The sequence below is a fragment of the Pseudomonas sp. PDM24 genome (assembly GCF_019218905.1).
Lineage (GTDB): Bacteria > Pseudomonadota > Gammaproteobacteria > Pseudomonadales > Pseudomonadaceae > Aquipseudomonas.
In genome coordinates this window covers 826,034-841,588 of sequence record NZ_JAHUWR010000001.1, presented here as the reverse complement: position 1 = coordinate 841,588, position 15,555 = coordinate 826,034, and the positions used below count along the sequence as shown (strand labels likewise).

Sequence of the window (15,555 nt, the reverse complement as noted above, 5' to 3'; positions counted from 1 at the left end):
GGCCACATCTGAAAGGTAGATCAGCAGCGTATGCCCATGCGTGACATGGCGGAAGGCGCACCATTTGCACTTGATAGTTGCGTTTGACGGCATATCACCCACACGCCGTGCTAACGTGGAGGCATGACGACTCCCGACCTGAATTTGCTGATTACCCTGGATGTGCTGCTCGCCGAAGGCAGCGTCGCGCGCGCCGCCCAACGACTGCGCCTGAGCCCGTCGGCCATGAGCCGGGCGCTGGCGCGATTGCGCGAAACGACGGGCGACCCGCTGCTGGTACGGGCCGGACGCGGGTTGGTGCCAACGCCACGAGCACTCGAACTGCGCGAACAGGTCAGTCGATTGGTGCAAGATGCCGAAGCCGTTTTGCGCCCCGCCGAACAGCTCGACCTCAAGCAACTGGGGCGTACATTCACGCTGCGCACCAGCGACGGCTTCGTCGAAAATTTCGGCCCGGCGCTGATTGCCCGCGTCAGTGCACAAGCACCCGGCGTGCGCCTGCACTTTGTGCAGAAGCTGAACAAGGACAGCGCCGCCCTTCGCGACGGTTCCGTCGACCTTGAAACCGGTGTGGTCGGCGGCACGACGAGCCCGGAAGTGCGCACCCGTGCGTTGTTCGAGGATCGTTTCATTGGCGTCGTGCGCACGGGGCATCCGCTGAGCCAAGGCGAAGTCACCGCCTCCCGTTATGCCGCTGGCAAGCACATCCTGGTCTCGCGACGCGGGCTCGATAAAGGGCCGATGGATGAAGCCCTGGAAGTGCTGGGACTGGAGCGCGAGATCACCACCATCGTCGGCGGCTTTTCGGCCGCGCTGGCGCTGGCTCGCGCCTCGGACCTGATTGCCACCGTGCCTGCACAACACACACGAAACCTGCACGCAGGCTTGTACAGTTTCGACCTTCCGTTCGATCTGCCGCCGATCACCATTTCGATGCTCTGGCACCCACGCATGGATGCCGACTCAGCGCATCGGTGGCTGCGTGAATGTGTTCGGGAGGTTTGTGCGCAGCCCCATGAGCTGGTGAAGTCAATGTCAGCCACAACGCACGCTTTGTAGCTGCGCTACTGTGGCGAGGGAGCTTGCTCCCGTTCGGCTGCGAAGCAGTCGTAAATTGGTTTTGGGACAGCTGCGCTGTCCAGCGGGAGCAAGCTCCCTCGCCACAGTAGTGCAGCCTTCGCCAGATGCTATAGATCGCATTACGGCTTGCTGACGGGCATTACCCTAAAACACTCTTTTTCTGCAGCCCCTTCAACCGCAAACTCGCCCGCTGCGCCGCCGCCATTTTTTCCGGACGCTTCATGCGCTTCCATTTTCTGATGTCGTCCTTGGTGCGGCCACAACTGACACACAGCTCACCACTGAGCTGGCAAATGGAAATACACGGATTTTCGATATCCTTGGCCACGCTTCAACCCCGCGTCGAGCGCTTGGGCGCCAGGCGTTGCTGCCAGTTGCCGGCATTGGCGCGCTGACATTGCTCTTCAGAATCAAACTGCACATGGGCCGCTACCGGGCTGATGAGTACATCCGCTTCACTGAACGCCACGGCCGTCAGTTCGACCATACGCTCGCCCTGCCCGCTCGCCAGCGCCTGATCCTTGTTGGCCTGCGTATCGAAGACCCAGATCACCCGCAGACTGGAAGGAAAGACCGCGTAATCGACTTCGTGGGTCAGCCAGCAGAACCCGACTATTTCCGCTTTGGCGGTTTCACACGCCTCGGTCAGGGTGGCGACCAGGCGACGTTCGATTTGGGCCTGATCGCGTTTGCTTAAAGACATCGGGGAAGGAGTCCTTGGGTGGGTGTCGATGGAAAGGGCTCATCATACCTTCGGTCGCTCGTTTCCTCTCTGCGTCATTGCCCGCCCACGACCCCGGTTGGTGTTCAGTGACAAATAGCGCGGCAGACCTGAAAGCTTCTGTGTTTGTGCTGCCTCTTCGCGAGCAAGCCCGCTTGTATGGAAGGAACGTTTTCATGTGCATGACACAAATCCCCTGTGGGAGCGGGCTTGCTCGCGAAGAGGCCCGATTAAACAGCACAAATCCCGACCCGAAAAATATTCAGAGCCGCCCGTGGCTCCCAATCTTTTTCATTTGTATGAGCGCTACACGGCGCCCATCCGGCGACACTCGCTCCTCAACCCCAAACGGCACAAATCCAAGCTGCGGATACAGAAGCAGCCCCGCCGTATTCTCGTTGAAGCACGAAATCTGTACCTCGCTTGCCCGATGACGCTCAAAGGCCAGCGCCACCATCGTCTCCACCAAAAACTTCGCGACACCTTTCCCCCGCGCCTTGGGCGACACGATCACATTGCCGATCGCGCAAACGCCATCGCGCTCAAACGCATAAAAGTTCGCAAAGCCAACAACAGAACCGTCCCCCTCAACCACCGTCGAGTCTGAACGTAGAGCAATCGATGCACGCAGTTGATCTTCCGTCAGCGGGTAGTGCGCCTTCGGGAACATGTAAAACAGTTCTTGGGCGTTTTGCGGAAAGTCGCAAACAGTCAACACATCTTCAGCATCGACGGGGCGGTGGGTGAGTAGCATGGGTTGGGTCCATCCAAAGGTCGGTGCGACAGATTACGTTTTGCCGATGCTGGATAAAAGAGACTCGTATCAGCGGTTCCATCTCGACGGCTCAGGTAAAAGATTCTGCCTATCAAGCGTGAATACTCCACCTATTAGCTGACTGCTTTATAGGCGTCTAACCTTAATGCAGCGCTGGCGTGAGCCGGCCGGTTGAGACTTGATAAAAGATACGAATGAATCAGAAGCGTACTAGGCTTGCCGTGGGCCACCGTACAGGCAACTCGATTTGCCGCTATCCAGATTCCCCTGTGACCACGATGAACGGTTGATCGAACGGCTGCAGCCTATGTCATTGATTTCGCTCGTCGCTATTGCGCGCCCACCCCGGGCCGGATAGCCGGATGAATACGACCAAAGGTAGTGCACACATGGCAAATGAATCGAAATGCCCGTTCAATCACGCCGCCGCGGGCGGTGGCACGACGAACCGCGATTGGTGGCCGAACCAACTGAACCTGAAGATCCTGCACCAGAATTCGCGGCTGTCCGACCCCACGGACGAGGGCTACAACTACGCCGAAGCTTTCAAAAACCTGGACTTTCAAGCGCTCAAGCAAGACCTGCACGCACTGATGACCGATTCGCAAGACTGGTGGCCTGCGGACTTCGGTCACTATGGGCCGCTGTTTATTCGCATGGCCTGGCACAGCGCCGGCACCTATCGCGTTGGTGACGGTCGTGGCGGTGCCGGCTCCGGTCAGCAGCGCTTTGCACCGCTCAACAGCTGGCCGGACAACGTCAGCCTCGACAAGGCGCGCCGGCTGCTCTGGCCGATCAAACAAAAATACGGTCGCAACATCTCCTGGGCCGATCTGATCGTGCTCACCGGCAACGTCGCGCTGGAGTCCATGGGCTTCAAAACCTTCGGCTTTTCCGGTGGTCGACCAGACGTCTGGGAACCGGATGAGGCTGTCTACTGGGGCTCCGAAAACAAGTGGCTGGGCGGTGACACCCGCTACGAAAAAGACAAGAAGGAACCCATGCAAGAACCCGGCGAAGGCCCACTCGTTGCTGAGCCGGGGGAAAATGAGGACAGCCGTACCGACGGAGGACGCAATCTGGAAAACCCGCTCGCCGCGGTGCAAATGGGCCTGATTTACGTCAACCCGGAAGGCCCGGAAGGCAACCCCGATCCGGTCGCTGCTGCGGTGGACATCCGCGAGACCTTCGGGCGCATGGCGATGAATGACGAAGAAACCGTGGCACTGATCGCCGGTGGCCACGCCTTCGGCAAGACCCACGGCGCCGGCCCTGCCGACAACGTCGGTGCCGAGCCCGAAGCCGCAGGCCTCGAACAGCAAGGCCTGGGCTGGAAGAGCACCTTCGGCAGCGGTAAGGGCGGCGACACCATCACCAGCGGGCTGGAAGTGACCTGGACCACCACGCCCACCAAGTGGAGCAACAACTACCTGGAAAACCTGTTCGGTTTCGAGTGGGAACTGACCAAGAGCCCGGCGGGCGCCAACCAGTGGACGGCGAAAGGCGGCGCTGGCGCGGGCATTATTCCGGATGCTCACGACCCGTCGAAGCGGCGTAACCCGACCATGCTGACCACGGACCTGTCCCTGCGATTCGACCCGATCTATGAGCCGATTTCACGGCGGTTCCTGGCGAACCCGGACCAGTTGGCCGACGCGTTCGCCCGCGCCTGGTTCAAGCTCCTCCACCGCGACATGGGCCCTCTCTCCCGCTACCTTGGCCCGGAAATGCCCAACGAAGAACTCCTGTGGCAAGACCCGATTCCGGAGGTCGACCATGCCTTGGTCAACGACAGCGACGTCGCTGCACTCAAAGGCAAGCTCCAGTCCTGCGGCCTGTCGGTCTCGCAACTCGTATCGACTGCCTGGGCGGCAGCTTCCACCTTCCGCGGCTCCGACAAACGCGGCGGCGCCAACGGTGGACGCCTGCGCCTGGCTCCGCAGAAATTCTGGCAAGCCAACCAACCTGAGCAACTGGCGAACGTGCTGGCGAAACTCGAGAGCATCCAGAACGAGTTCAACAGCGGCGGCAAGAAAATCTCGCTGGCAGACCTGATCGTGCTGGCCGGCTGCGCCGGTGTCGAACAAGCGGCGAAAAATGCCGGCCACACCGTCACGGTGCCTTTCACGCCGGGCCGGATGGACGCCTCGCAAGAGCAAACGGATGTCGAATCCTTCGGGTTCCTCGAACCCGCCGCCGATGGCTTCCGTAACTACCTCAAAACCCGCTACAGCGTACCGGCCGAGGCCTTGCTGATCGACAAAGCGCAACTGTTGACACTCACCGCGCCAGAAATGACCGTGCTCATCGGTGGCCTGCGGGTGTTAAACACCAACGTCGGACAAACTCAGCACGGGGTGTTCACGAAGCAGCCAGAAGCGTTGACCAACGACTTCTTCAGAAACCTGCTGGACATGAGCGTGGAATGGAAACCGGTGTCGCAGGCCAATGAAGAGTTTGAAGGGCGCGACCGGAAAACCGGCGACCTTAAATGGACGGGTACGCGTGTCGATCTGGTGTTTGGCTCGAATGCGCAGTTGAGGGCCTTGGCTGAGGTCTATGCCTGCGACGATGCGAAGGAGAAGTTTGTGAAAGACTTCGTTGCAGCCTGGGACAAGGTGATGAATCTGGACCGGTTTGATGTGAGATGATCTGAGCAATATTGCTGAAAACCTGCAACGCCTCCCTGTGTGGAGGCGTTGTGCTTTTTGCTGATCTATCGGCCAGAAGCTGCCCCCCAAGCAGCCATTGCGGGATTTAGTGCGCCAGAATTTTCGATAGCACATGCTCCAACACCACTTCAAGTGGGTGGCGCAGCTGCCTGTTGGCGCGACGCTTTACCTGACTGCGACAGGAGTAACCCGTTGCCAGTGCTTCTCCCGCCTTGTCCAGCTTGCCGGCCCATGACTGCTCGAAAATGGTCCGCGAGGTGTCCTGGTTGCGGGCTTCATGGCCGTAGGTTCCGGACATGCCGCAACAGCCCGTCGCCTCAGTCACCAACTTGAGGCCAAGCCGGGCAAACACTGCTTCCCATTGCGAAGTACTGGCCGGCACATTGGTCTTCTCGGTGCAGTGCGCCAGCAAACGGAATGTCTGAGTAGCCGGATGCGGGTTTTCAGGCAACACATCGAAGAGCCACTCCTGGGGTAGCAAGACCTTTGGGCAATCATTGAGCCCCGGCACTTTCTGGTATTCCTGGCGGTAGACCAGCGTCATCGCCGGATCCAGCCCCACCAGCGGTACCTCGCAGTCGGCTAGCGCCTTGAGTTGACTGGCGTTGCGGATCGCCGCTTTGGCGAATGCGCCGAGGAAGCCTTGTACATGCAACGGCTTGCCGTTGGCACTATAGGGCGCCAGAAACACGCGATAGCCCAACTGATGCGCCAACTGGATAAAGCTCGCCAGCAACGGTGTTTCGAAGTAACGGGTGAAAGCGTCCTGCACCAACACCACGCTGCGCTGACGTTGCGCGACGGTGAGCTCGCGCAGGGCTGGCACGCTGGCGACCACCACCTTGCAGCGGGTCAATGTGGCCTGCAAGTCGTAACGGTTGATCAGCGGGCTGTCGAGCATGCCGACGTGTCGCGCAAGCAAGCGGCTCATCCATGTTGAGCCCATTACCGCGTTGTACAGGCCCGGCGCATAGGCCATATAAGGAATGGTGAACTCCAGCGAGCCGATCAGGTAATCGCGAAACGGACGTTGATAGCGACCGTGATAGAGCTCCAGAAAACGCGATCGGAAATCCGGGACATTGACCTTGACCGGGCATTGTCCGGCGCAGGATTTACAGGCCAGACAGCCCGCCATCGCGTCGTAGACTTCGTGGGAGAAATCCGCCTCGCCGCGCGAGCGTGCCAGGTTATTGCGCATCCTCGTTGGCAAGCCGCTCAACCACGACAACCTGCCCCGCGCCGCTTCCAATACATCGATATTGGCCGCGCCTTGCAATCGCAACCATTCGCGAATCAATGACGCCCTGCCCTTTGGCGAATGCTGGCGTTCACGGGTGGCTTTCCACGACGGGCACATTGCATCGTCGGGATCGTAGTTGTAACAGGCGCCGTTACCGTTGCAGTGCACAGCGGTGCCGAAACTTTGCCAGACACGCTCGTCGATTTGCCGATCCAGCTCACCGCGCAGCGTCACTTCGTTAACCTTGAGCAAGCCTTGGGCGGCATCCGGCGGAGTGCAGATTTTGCCGGGGTTGAGCTGATTGTGTGGATCGAACGCGCCCTTGAGCAATTGCAGCGCCGGGTACAGCTCGCCAAAAAACTCAGGGACATATTCCGAACGCAATCCCTTGCCGTGCTCGCCCCACAGCAAACCACCATAGCGCCGGGTCAGCTCGGCCACGGCATCGGAAATCGGCTTGACCAGCGCGGACTGGGCCGGGTCTTTCATGTCCAGTGCCGGGCGCACATGCAACACACCCGCGTCGACATGTCCGAACATGCCATAGGCCAGGCCATGGCTGTCGAGCAAGGCGCGGAACTCCGCGATGTAGTCGGCCAGTTTCTCCGGCGGCACGGCGGTGTCTTCCACAAAAGGCTGCGGGCGAATCTCGCCTTCGACGTTGCCCAGTAGCCCGACCGAGCGTTTACGCATGGCGTATACGCGGGTCACTGCTTCGGCACCTTCGGCCAACGTGTGGCCCAACCGCTCGATCGTGGTGTCGGCCTGCAGATGCGCCACAAACGACGCCACGCGAGCCTTCACTTGCGTCAGGTCCTCCCCGCTGAACTCCACCAGATTGATACCCAGCGTCGCGCGCTCGGCGTCCGTCGGGAAATACTCGGCGACGCTGTGCCAGACAATGTCTTTCATCGCCAGCATCAACACTTTGGAGTCCACGGTTTCGATGGACAGCGGCTTGTGCGCCAACAGCGCATTGGCGTCGCGCAGCGCATCCATGAAGCTGGCGTAGCGTACGTTCACCAACACCGAGTACTTGGGAATCGGCAGCACGTTGAGCTTGGCTTCGACGATGTAGCCCAACGAACCTTCCGCACCGCACAGCACGCTGTTGAGATTGAAGCGTCCGTGCTCATCACGCAGGTGCGCCAGGTCGTAACCCGTCAGGCAGCGATTGAGTTTGGGGAACACCGACTCGATCAGGTCGGCCTGGGTTTCCTGAATATGCCGCGCGGTGCGGTACACCTCGCCGATGCGGCCGGATTGTGCGCACACCACCTCCAGCTCCGCATCGGACAAAGGCTGGCTGTGCAGGCGTTCACCGCCGAGCAGTACGCTGTGCAGTTCCAGAACATGATCGCGGGTCTTGCCATAGGTGCAGCTGCCCTGGCCGCTGGCGTCGGTGTTGATCATGCCACCCACCGTGGCGCGGTTGGAGGTCGACAACTCCGGAGCGAAGAAAAGCCCATGAGGCTTGAGCGCGGCATTGAGCTGGTCCTTCACCACGCCCGCCTGCACCCGTACCCAACGCTCGGCGACGTTGATTTCGAGGACAGCGTTCATGTGCCGCGACAAGTCGACCACGATGCCTTCGGTCAATGACTGGCCATTGGTCCCGGTGCCACCGCCTCGCGGGGTCAGCTTGATCTGGCGAAAGCGTGGTTCGGCCATCAATGTCGCGATGCGCACGATGTCGTCCGCGTCCAGGGGGAACACCGCCGCTTGCGGCAGACGCTGGTAAATCGAGTTGTCGGTCGCCAGCACGGTCCGAGTGGCATAGTCGGCGCTGAGCTGACCGCGCAAGCCACTGGCGCGCAGGGCTTGCAGAAATTCCGGGTACTGTGCCGCGGGTTCAACGGTCGTCAACTGGGCGATCATCGCAGGATGGTCTCTTGTAGGTCTAATCACAGAAAAATCAAAACACTTGTCGCCTGAGCATTAATGGGTCAGCCTCAGGTCGTCGGCTATGCCAATGATCCTGCAGGCTCGGGCACCGGACAAACGGATAATCCTGCCGCTATTGATGACTTTTACGAATGAATTACCGTCACCTCACCCCCTCGATGTCGTTGCTGCTGGCCTTTGAAGCCGCCGCCCGACATGAAAGCTACACCCACGCTGCGCTGGAACTCTCCCTGACCCAAAGCGCAGTCAGCCGCCAAGTCCAGGCGCTGGAGCAGCAACTGGGCCTGACGCTGTTTCGCCGTGAAGGCCGCCAGGTGAAGTTGACCGATGTCGGTCGTCTTTATCAGCGGGAAATGAGCGAAGCGCTCGGACGCATCCGTAGCGCCACGTTGCAGGCCATGGCTTATCAATCCGGCAGCGGCACATTGCGCCTGGCCACATTGCCGACCTTCGGCTCGAAGTGGTTATTGCCGCGCCTTCATGACTTTTATAAAAGCCATCCTGGCATGCTGGTGCACATCAACTCCCGGATCGACGCCATCGACTTCGAAACCAGCGGCATTGATGCTGCGATTGTCGTCGGCAATGCTGATTTACCGGGCCTGATCAGCCATCGGCTGCACACGGAAGAACTGATGGTGATCATTTCTCCGCTAGCGGCCAAGGCCCATGACGCCTGGCCTGCGGAGCGCATTGGCGGGCAGACGCTGCTCAATGTCGCGAGTAATTCCAACGTCTGGGGCGAGTGGTTCAGCCACCACGGCTTGCCCCATCGAATGATGCGCCTGGGGCCGAGTTTCGAACTCACCTCACACTTGATCCAGGCCGTCAGAGCCGGCATCGGAATAGGTCTGGTGCCTCGTATTCTGGTGGCGGACGAATTGGCCAATTCAGAGCTGATCGGCCTGGACCTGCCCTTCGCCAGTCAGCGCAGTTACTACCTGACCTACCCGCCGCGCAACGAAATGCTGCCGTCACTCATCGCGTTCCGTACCTGGTTGCTGGAACAGATATGAACGCCCGGGATCTCAAGGCGAGAGCCGCCCTCTCACCTACACCGGAGAGATCGTGGCAAGCGCACCAATCAAAATGGTCAACACCAGAAATCCACCCAGGAAAAATGCCATCTTGCCCATTGGGCCTCCTACGTTATGAGTTTGCGGTGCAGCGGCTACCGCCGCTGCTGACCGTGCTGTCATTGTGAGCCGCAGGCTGATCCCATTACAGATGCAGATGACGAAGGAAAAACCGTATCAGCCCCGACCTTGACTGACTCATCGCGCCACTTTCCGGTTAGCGTTTACCTTGGGAGCGGTACGGCGGGAACGCACGATGGGCCAGAACAATTCTTCTTTCCAGCTTATCGGTGACACGTGTTCGATGCCGTAGGCTGGCGGACGTCGACGGGTAATTTTTGCGGTTCCGAACAGCACGTCCCAAAAAAACAACAGGTTGCCAAAATTGCCTTTGTAATGGGTAACGCCATCCTCGGCCGTCAAACCGTGATGCGCAGAGTGAGTGGAGGGTGTGGAGAAGGTTCGTTCCAAAACCCAGACAACCGGGCGTAATGCGCGGATGCGATATAGTTTGTCGTCCCACGCAACGCTGCTGTGTGCAGCGAAGATCACGGTCATTTTCAGAATCAGATAACCATAATAAACCGGTGCAAGTCCAAGGTAGATCAACACCCCGGATAACCAGATGCCGGGCATCAGAAGATAGTAGAAACTGTTGTTGCGATAGACGATGCGCACACTCATATAGGGTGCGGAATGATGCGCACGGTGCAATGCATAAAGTGCGGGAACCCGGTGAGTCAGGCGATGCCACCAGTATTGGGTCATGTCATCGAACAGTAAAAACAAGACAAATCCTGCAATCCACGGGATTCCAGCCAATGCGTCCTTCATCTCCGGTACAACCTGACTTGATATTTTGCCGCTTAGCCACATGACTAAAGGGAACGTGATCGCCACCAGGATGCCGGAGCCGACGACTTCAATGAGTACGTCACGTTTGCCGCCTGACGACTGACGAAACGAGGAACAGGCCAGTTCCAGCAAAATGAAGGCAAGGAAAATCCCGGCCACTATTACAGCAGGGTTATTGGCGAGCATTGTTATATTCATGGCACTCTCGATTCAGGCCCTTGCGGGCAATGCCATGTGATTAGAAACCCAGGAGTCAGCCCTCCCAATGCGCGAAATGGACAGAATTGAGCTAGAACCGGCCAATCGCCCGCCCCAGCGCTTTCATCGAGGCAGGCTGGGCCAAGTGCTGGAGCGCTTCCTTGACAGCCAGGTTTCCCGAAAAAGCACGGATTACAGCCTGATCGAACTGGATCAGCTTTGGCGCGAGGCGGCGCGCATTGATCCGGCGATCGGGTTAAAACTGTTCGAGCTGTTCACGCCTCAGGACTGGCACGTCCTGGCTTATCTTTGCCTGTATAGCCCCGACGTTTTGTCGTCCATGCACCTTTGGGCCCGGTACGCACCGCTTGCATCGGACACGGACAATGTGAGGTTGGTGAATGACGAAAACGGCGTCGGAATCGAGTTGTGCGTCGATGCGCCAGGCGAGTTGGCGCGGTATGTCATCGAACACTACGGCGTGATGTCCATCGCGCAATTGCGACGTGGAACGGGGCAGGATGTGCAGCCGATTCTGGCAAAATTCATGCATTCGCGTCCGTCGTATTACAAGCAATACACCCAATGGTTTGGAGACCGCATCGAGTTTGACTGCCCGGTTAACTGTTTCTATTTCCATGCCCAAAGCTTGAGCCTGCCGATGCAGACCCGTCATCACGGGATGTTGGAGTTATTGACTCAGGAGCTGGATCGACGGATTGCCGCGCATCGCAATTTCAGCGGTTGGTCAGCCAAAGTTGCCGAAGGTGCGCGACGCTCTCTGGCCAGAGGTGAAACTCCAAATCTGGACAATCTGGCAAAGACGCTGCACCAGACGCCCAGGACATTACGCAGACGCCTGGAAGAACAAGGCACGAACTTCAGGCAATTACTCGATCAGGTTCGTGCAGAACTGGAACTGCATCTTGAGTTGCAAGGCGAGTCGTTAACAGAGATTGCAGCTCAATTGGGCTATAGCGATTTGACGGCCTACCTCCATGCCCGAAGTCGATGGCGCGACAGGAAATAAGGTGGCGGCCAGATTATTTCGAGCCTGTCTTTTGCTTTATCTATCCTGCCCTCAAGTCAACTCCTACGCCGACCGCATGCACCCCTGAGGTACGCCATCATTACCCCGCCCGCCACCAAACGACCATTCATCTGCCGCGGTAGTGGTAATCACCACCATGACGTCTTCAGAGTCGATGCCCGGTGCTCGACTCAGTCTCTCGACCAGGTTGCGATAGAAACGCTGTTTCGTCTCGATGTCCCGAGGGCGGCCGGCAGTAATCGCGATCAGCACAAAGTCATGGCTGCGCGGACCGCCCAGGTAGCCGGGATCAAATATCAGTTCGCCCACTTCATGCTGGTGAATGACCTGGAACCGGTCGGCCATGGGCACTTCGAAGCTTTCTACCAATGCGTCGTGCAGCCCCTGTGAGAGGGCTTGTAAATACTCGGCCGACTTTCCCCGGTGCAATGAAATACGTGCAAATGGCATAACGGTCTACTCCTGAAAAACCCACTGACAGGAGAAAACTATCAAGTCGCGATAATTCCGAATATCCGATTTAATAGCGGCCATAGTCCTGAATTAGTGGATGATTCGATGCGCCGTCCAACCTTCGATCTTGATGTGCTGCGTACTTTCGTAACCGGTGTGGAATTCAACAGTTTTGCCAAAGCGGCGGATCGGCTCAATCGCTCGACGTCTGCCGTGAGCGCACAACTCAAGAAGCTTGAGGAACAGATAGGCACGCCAGTGCTGTCCAAATCCGGTCGAGGGCTGGTGTTGACGCCGGTGGGTGAATCCCTGCTCAGCCATGCCCGCCGACTGCTTGAACTGAACGACAGCATTTTCCAGACGCTGCACGAAAGCCAGACCGCCGCAACGGTACGCCTGGGGCTTCAGGAAGACTTTGGCGAACACTTTCTCAGCGACATCCTGCGACGCTACGTCAAGATGTACCCGAGGGTGAGCCTCGAAGTCAGGATCGCGCGTAATACCGAACTGCTTGCATTGATCGACGGCGGTGGCCTGGATCTGGCCCTGTCTTGGGACACAGGGCACATGTCCCCCTATGCCACACGCCTGGGTGAAACACAGATGCACTGGATCGGGCCTCGTGACACGCCATCGCTCAACTGCGATGTAGATTCTCCCCTGCCATTGATCATGTTCGACGCCCCTTGCGTGTTACGTAGCGCAGCAACCCAGGCACTGGATGAGGCGCGGATTCCCTGGCGAATCGCGCTGACCAGCCCCAGCGTGGGTGGAATCTGGGCGGCCGTTGCGGCCGGTTTGGGCCTCACGTTGCGAACCCGCATTGGACTGCCAGGACATCTCGCCGTCATTGCCGGCCTACCCACGCTGCCGACCCTCGGCTATGTGCTTTATCGTGGAGCAGAACACCTGGCGCCTGCCACCCGACAACTGGCTGCGTTGATACAAACCAGTCTGGAAGAGCAGGCGTTCAGTATCACCGCAGGCGCCACCGTATGATGCTGTCTAAAGCAAATCACCCAAGGTGTCGTACTTGTAATACTGGCTGTAATTCAGGACATCTCGAGGTGTCACCTTTTCCGGAAAAGGGCTGTACATCGGGTCATCTATCCGATGGAACTTGAGCGTATCCGGGGCATTTCCCGCAGGTACGTATGCGGCGGCGGGATGCTTCGCTTGCCATGCAGCCCAGAGCCGGTCGACGTTGCAATGATGCAGAAAGAACACTGGATCGTTCGGCGAGGACGACAATCCCATGTCTCCACCGACCCACACATGAACGTTGTTATGAATGCGTTCTTCGCCCGCCCATCCCTCGATGCTGTTGCGCGCACCACCGGTGGACTGCGCCGCGTTGTAGGGCGCTTTGTCATACACCGGGTTTTCATGGATGACCTTGCGCACATTGGCTCGGCTGGGCAGTGACCCACCTCTTCCCAGATAGCGCACCAGGGGGCGGTTTACCCCGTCGAGGTCCATGGTGCGGCCATTACCCGTCAATCGCACCCGCCACTGCCCATTCACGAACTGCCCAAGGTATTCATTCGACCAGATGAGTGAAGTCCTCGGGTCCTGAAGTTCCGCGTCAGTGTTCCAATCCCAGTACGGGACTCGAAAGTGTGGGTCGTTTATCGCCTTGCGAAGCAAGGTTTCCAGGCGCACGAGAAAGTAGCGGTGCCACGGCAAGAATGATGGCCCGCCATGCGCAGCGTTCCTGGCCATCTGTCCCGCAGGCGTTGAAATCATCATGGCCCGGTGATGCCAGGCCACGAACGAATCATAAATCGAGAGATTGGCCTGCCCGGGCCACGGATTCTGCGCGGGATCCTTGAGTCGCTTTACCCCTTCGACGTATTTCTTAAGCGCCGGGAGATCATTGACAGCATTAGACCTGATCATGATGTGCTCCGTGGGCATGGTGGTCCGGGTGCTCTCCCCCATCGCCATCGCCCTTGGCGAAGGATTCCGGATAGGCATCGATCACCGCGGTCATCAAGTCGAGAGCCGATCCGTAAGTGACGAATGGGGTGGCGTGCGTATGGACTTGGCCCGCATCGTCCACAAACAGATGCGCCTGGACCGGAGCCCCATCAACCTCCACCTGGTAGGTGGTCACGATCCGGACAACATGCCCTTTGTGGTTAATCTCGCGAACCGTCCTGGTTTCATGTCCGGCATGCGGGTCCACGTACTCAGGAAACTGCTCCTTGATCCACGCTGGGTGCGTTTTGCCAGGATCGGTGATGGATATCTCTGCGAGAGCATTTATGTCAGGCGGGCTCAATAGCGCATTGGGTTTCGTACCCGTTGGTTCGGGGCTGGAGACATTTTTCCGTGTCATGATTCCTCCTGGAGTATGCCCCGGACGGTTGCCCGGATTGGCTGGAGAAAGTGTAGTTGGTCGCGGGCAGGCATGCCGCTGAACCCATCCGCCAGGCGGACTTACTGGGTGGCTGCGTCTGGCCGATTGCTGTTCGACCCGAAGGGCTGCTTTCGACTGTGGATTCAACCCGGAGCAGTCATCGAGACTGCCGGTCGCGATGGTTCTGAATCAGGTTCGCAAGTCACCCGCTCTGATGAATTCTATGAGCGCGTTCAATGCCGGTGGCACATAGCGCCGGCTGGGGTAATAAAGAAAGAATCGGCTTGGCGGTGCTTTCCATTCCTGGAGTATTTCTCTGAGATGTCCGTTGCTGATTTCGTCGCGCGCCAGCTCCTCGTAGACATAGGCAATACCAGCGCCATCTTTCGCCGCCTGGATCATCAGCGCATCGTCTTCCAGAATGAGCGGGCCTGTGACGGACAACCGTATCGGTTGACCGTCTGCTTGATACTCCCAGGCGTAAAATTTGCCACTGGGAAAACGCCTGGCAATGCACGAATGCTCGAGCAAGTCGCGGGGGGCGTGCGCGATCCCCTTTGCGGCCAGATAGGCATCCGAAGCAACGGTCACGAACGATTGAGGGGCGCCGACAGGGACTGCGATCATGTCGCCGGCCAGGCTTTCACCAAAGCGGACTCCAGCGTCAAATCCGCCGTTCACGATATCAGTCAATCCATCGTCGGTGATCAGGTCCAACTGAATACGTGGATACCTGGCCACGAAGGGCGCGAGCACTTTCGCAAACACGATACGAGCCGCCGGGCGCGCCACGTTGAGGCGGAGTTTGCCTGCGGGAACTTCCTGCATCGAGGTCAATTGCGCCAACACATCGGCAACCTGGTGCAGGGTCGGGACCAGCGTCGCCAATAGCTGTTGGCCGGCCTCGGTCGGGGTCACGCTACGAGTGGTTCGGTTCAACAGCCTGATGCCCAGGCGTGCCTCCAACGCTCGCATCGCGTGACTCAACGCGGAAGCCGAAACGCCACGCTCGTCGGCGGCCTTGCGAAAGCTGCGATGGCGAGCGACGGCGGCAAAGGCATCGAGCTCAGAGAGATCGGGGTGATTACTCATGAATTTCGTTCAGCAGTTCAAATACGATTACCCATCTTATCGCCATCAGATCTCTCCCAGATACTTCTCACA

General features: G+C 58.6%; 14 protein-coding genes. 5 read left to right on the top strand and 9 right to left on the bottom strand.

The genetic code is table 11. The annotated features are described in order from the left end of the window. Positions 1-123 precede the first annotated feature (123 nt). Positions 124-1,059 (top strand): LysR family transcriptional regulator, encoded by a 936-nt coding sequence (locus tag KW837_RS03935; RefSeq protein ID WP_218394586.1) that lies wholly within the window; start codon positions 124-126, stop codon positions 1,057-1,059. A gap of 160 nt (positions 1,060-1,219) precedes the next feature. Here KW837_RS03935 and KW837_RS03930 read toward each other — a convergent pair whose 3' ends face one another. The 3 genes from KW837_RS03930 to KW837_RS03920 all read right to left on the bottom strand — a co-directional run bounded on the left by KW837_RS03930 (position 1,220) and on the right by KW837_RS03920 (position 2,555). Then, positions 1,220-1,408, bottom strand: coding sequence for a DUF1289 domain-containing protein (locus KW837_RS03930; RefSeq protein WP_218394585.1), 189 nt, complete (start codon positions 1,406-1,408; stop codon positions 1,220-1,222). Between the two features lie 3 nt (positions 1,409-1,411). Beyond that, positions 1,412-1,783 (bottom strand): hypothetical protein, encoded by a 372-nt coding sequence (locus tag KW837_RS03925; protein WP_218394584.1) that lies wholly within the window; start codon positions 1,781-1,783, stop codon positions 1,412-1,414. A gap of 280 nt (positions 1,784-2,063) precedes the next feature. Further along, positions 2,064-2,555, bottom strand: a complete 492-nt coding sequence (locus tag KW837_RS03920; RefSeq protein ID WP_218394583.1) for a GNAT family N-acetyltransferase — start codon at positions 2,553-2,555, stop codon at positions 2,064-2,066. 383 nt (positions 2,556-2,938) lie between these two features. On the opposite strand from KW837_RS03920, the gene katG reads away from it, so the two are divergent. Continuing rightward, complete coding sequence (gene katG, locus KW837_RS03915; RefSeq protein ID WP_218394582.1) at positions 2,939-5,227, top strand: catalase/peroxidase HPI; 2,289 nt, start codon at positions 2,939-2,941, stop codon at positions 5,225-5,227. Between the two features lie 106 nt (positions 5,228-5,333). Here katG and KW837_RS03910 read toward each other — a convergent pair whose 3' ends face one another. Then, complete coding sequence (locus tag KW837_RS03910; RefSeq protein ID WP_218394581.1) at positions 5,334-8,369, bottom strand: FAD-binding and (Fe-S)-binding domain-containing protein; 3,036 nt, start codon at positions 8,367-8,369, stop codon at positions 5,334-5,336. A gap of 158 nt (positions 8,370-8,527) precedes the next feature. Here KW837_RS03910 and KW837_RS03905 point away from each other — a divergent pair, with 158 nt between their 5' ends. Next, positions 8,528-9,412 (top strand): LysR substrate-binding domain-containing protein, encoded by an 885-nt coding sequence (locus KW837_RS03905; protein WP_218394580.1) that lies wholly within the window; start codon positions 8,528-8,530, stop codon positions 9,410-9,412. A 258-nt stretch (positions 9,413-9,670) separates the two neighbouring features. Here KW837_RS03905 and KW837_RS03900 read toward each other — a convergent pair whose 3' ends face one another. Beyond that, positions 9,671-10,525, bottom strand: a complete 855-nt coding sequence (locus tag KW837_RS03900) for a sterol desaturase family protein (RefSeq protein WP_218394579.1) — start codon at positions 10,523-10,525, stop codon at positions 9,671-9,673. A 67-nt stretch (positions 10,526-10,592) separates the two neighbouring features. Between KW837_RS03900 and KW837_RS03895 the strand changes: the two genes are divergently transcribed. Further along, entirely contained in the window at positions 10,593-11,555 is a 963-nt protein-coding gene (locus KW837_RS03895; RefSeq protein ID WP_218394578.1) for an AraC family transcriptional regulator, read from the top strand. A 63-nt stretch (positions 11,556-11,618) separates the two neighbouring features. Here KW837_RS03895 and KW837_RS03890 read toward each other — a convergent pair whose 3' ends face one another. Next, the gene (locus KW837_RS03890; protein ID WP_192342735.1) at positions 11,619-12,026 is read right to left on the bottom strand and encodes a tautomerase family protein; all 408 of its coding nucleotides are present in this window, start codon (positions 12,024-12,026) and stop codon (positions 11,619-11,621) included. A 108-nt stretch (positions 12,027-12,134) separates the two neighbouring features. Here KW837_RS03890 and KW837_RS03885 point away from each other — a divergent pair, with 108 nt between their 5' ends. Continuing rightward, positions 12,135-13,028 (top strand): LysR substrate-binding domain-containing protein, encoded by an 894-nt coding sequence (locus tag KW837_RS03885; RefSeq protein WP_218394577.1) that lies wholly within the window; start codon positions 12,135-12,137, stop codon positions 13,026-13,028. 6 nt (positions 13,029-13,034) lie between these two features. On the opposite strand, the gene KW837_RS03880 is transcribed toward KW837_RS03885, so the two are convergent. The 3 genes from KW837_RS03880 to KW837_RS03870 form a co-directional block, all read right to left on the bottom strand. Beyond that, positions 13,035-13,928 (bottom strand): tyrosinase family protein, encoded by an 894-nt coding sequence (locus KW837_RS03880; RefSeq protein WP_218394576.1) that lies wholly within the window; start codon positions 13,926-13,928, stop codon positions 13,035-13,037. After that, entirely contained in the window at positions 13,915-14,370 is a 456-nt protein-coding gene (locus KW837_RS03875; protein ID WP_218394575.1) for a hypothetical protein, read from the bottom strand. Before KW837_RS03875 ends, KW837_RS03880 begins: the two co-directional genes overlap by 14 nt. Before the next feature lie 210 nt (positions 14,371-14,580). Then, a complete protein-coding gene (locus KW837_RS03870) occupies positions 14,581-15,483 on the bottom strand; it encodes a LysR family transcriptional regulator (protein WP_218394574.1) in 903 nt (300 codons plus the stop codon). Positions 15,484-15,555 lie beyond the last annotated feature (72 nt).

Excerpts from the sequence above, each read along its gene's own strand:
- KW837_RS03935 (WP_218394586.1), top strand. The coding sequence starts at position 124 with ATGACGACTCCCGACCTGAATTTGCTGATTACCCTGGATGTGCTGCTC.
- KW837_RS03925 (WP_218394584.1), bottom strand. The coding sequence starts at position 1,783 with ATGTCTTTAAGCAAACGCGATCAGGCCCAAATCGAACGTCGCCTGGTC.
- KW837_RS03920 (WP_218394583.1), bottom strand. The coding sequence starts at position 2,555 with ATGCTACTCACCCACCGCCCCGTCGATGCTGAAGATGTGTTGACTGTT.
- katG (WP_218394582.1), top strand. The coding sequence starts at position 2,939 with ATGAATACGACCAAAGGTAGTGCACACATGGCAAATGAATCGAAATGC.
- KW837_RS03910 (WP_218394581.1), bottom strand. The coding sequence starts at position 8,369 with ATGATCGCCCAGTTGACGACCGTTGAACCCGCGGCACAGTACCCGGAA.
- KW837_RS03905 (WP_218394580.1), top strand. The coding sequence starts at position 8,528 with ATGAATTACCGTCACCTCACCCCCTCGATGTCGTTGCTGCTGGCCTTT.
- KW837_RS03900 (WP_218394579.1), bottom strand. The coding sequence starts at position 10,525 with ATGAATATAACAATGCTCGCCAATAACCCTGCTGTAATAGTGGCCGGG.
- KW837_RS03895 (WP_218394578.1), top strand. The coding sequence starts at position 10,593 with ATGCGCGAAATGGACAGAATTGAGCTAGAACCGGCCAATCGCCCGCCC.
- KW837_RS03890 (WP_192342735.1), bottom strand. The coding sequence starts at position 12,026 with ATGCCATTTGCACGTATTTCATTGCACCGGGGAAAGTCGGCCGAGTAT.
- KW837_RS03885 (WP_218394577.1), top strand. The coding sequence starts at position 12,135 with ATGCGCCGTCCAACCTTCGATCTTGATGTGCTGCGTACTTTCGTAACC.
- KW837_RS03880 (WP_218394576.1), bottom strand. The coding sequence starts at position 13,928 with ATGATCAGGTCTAATGCTGTCAATGATCTCCCGGCGCTTAAGAAATAC.
- KW837_RS03875 (WP_218394575.1), bottom strand. The coding sequence starts at position 14,370 with ATGACACGGAAAAATGTCTCCAGCCCCGAACCAACGGGTACGAAACCC.
- KW837_RS03870 (WP_218394574.1), bottom strand. The coding sequence starts at position 15,483 with ATGAGTAATCACCCCGATCTCTCTGAGCTCGATGCCTTTGCCGCCGTC.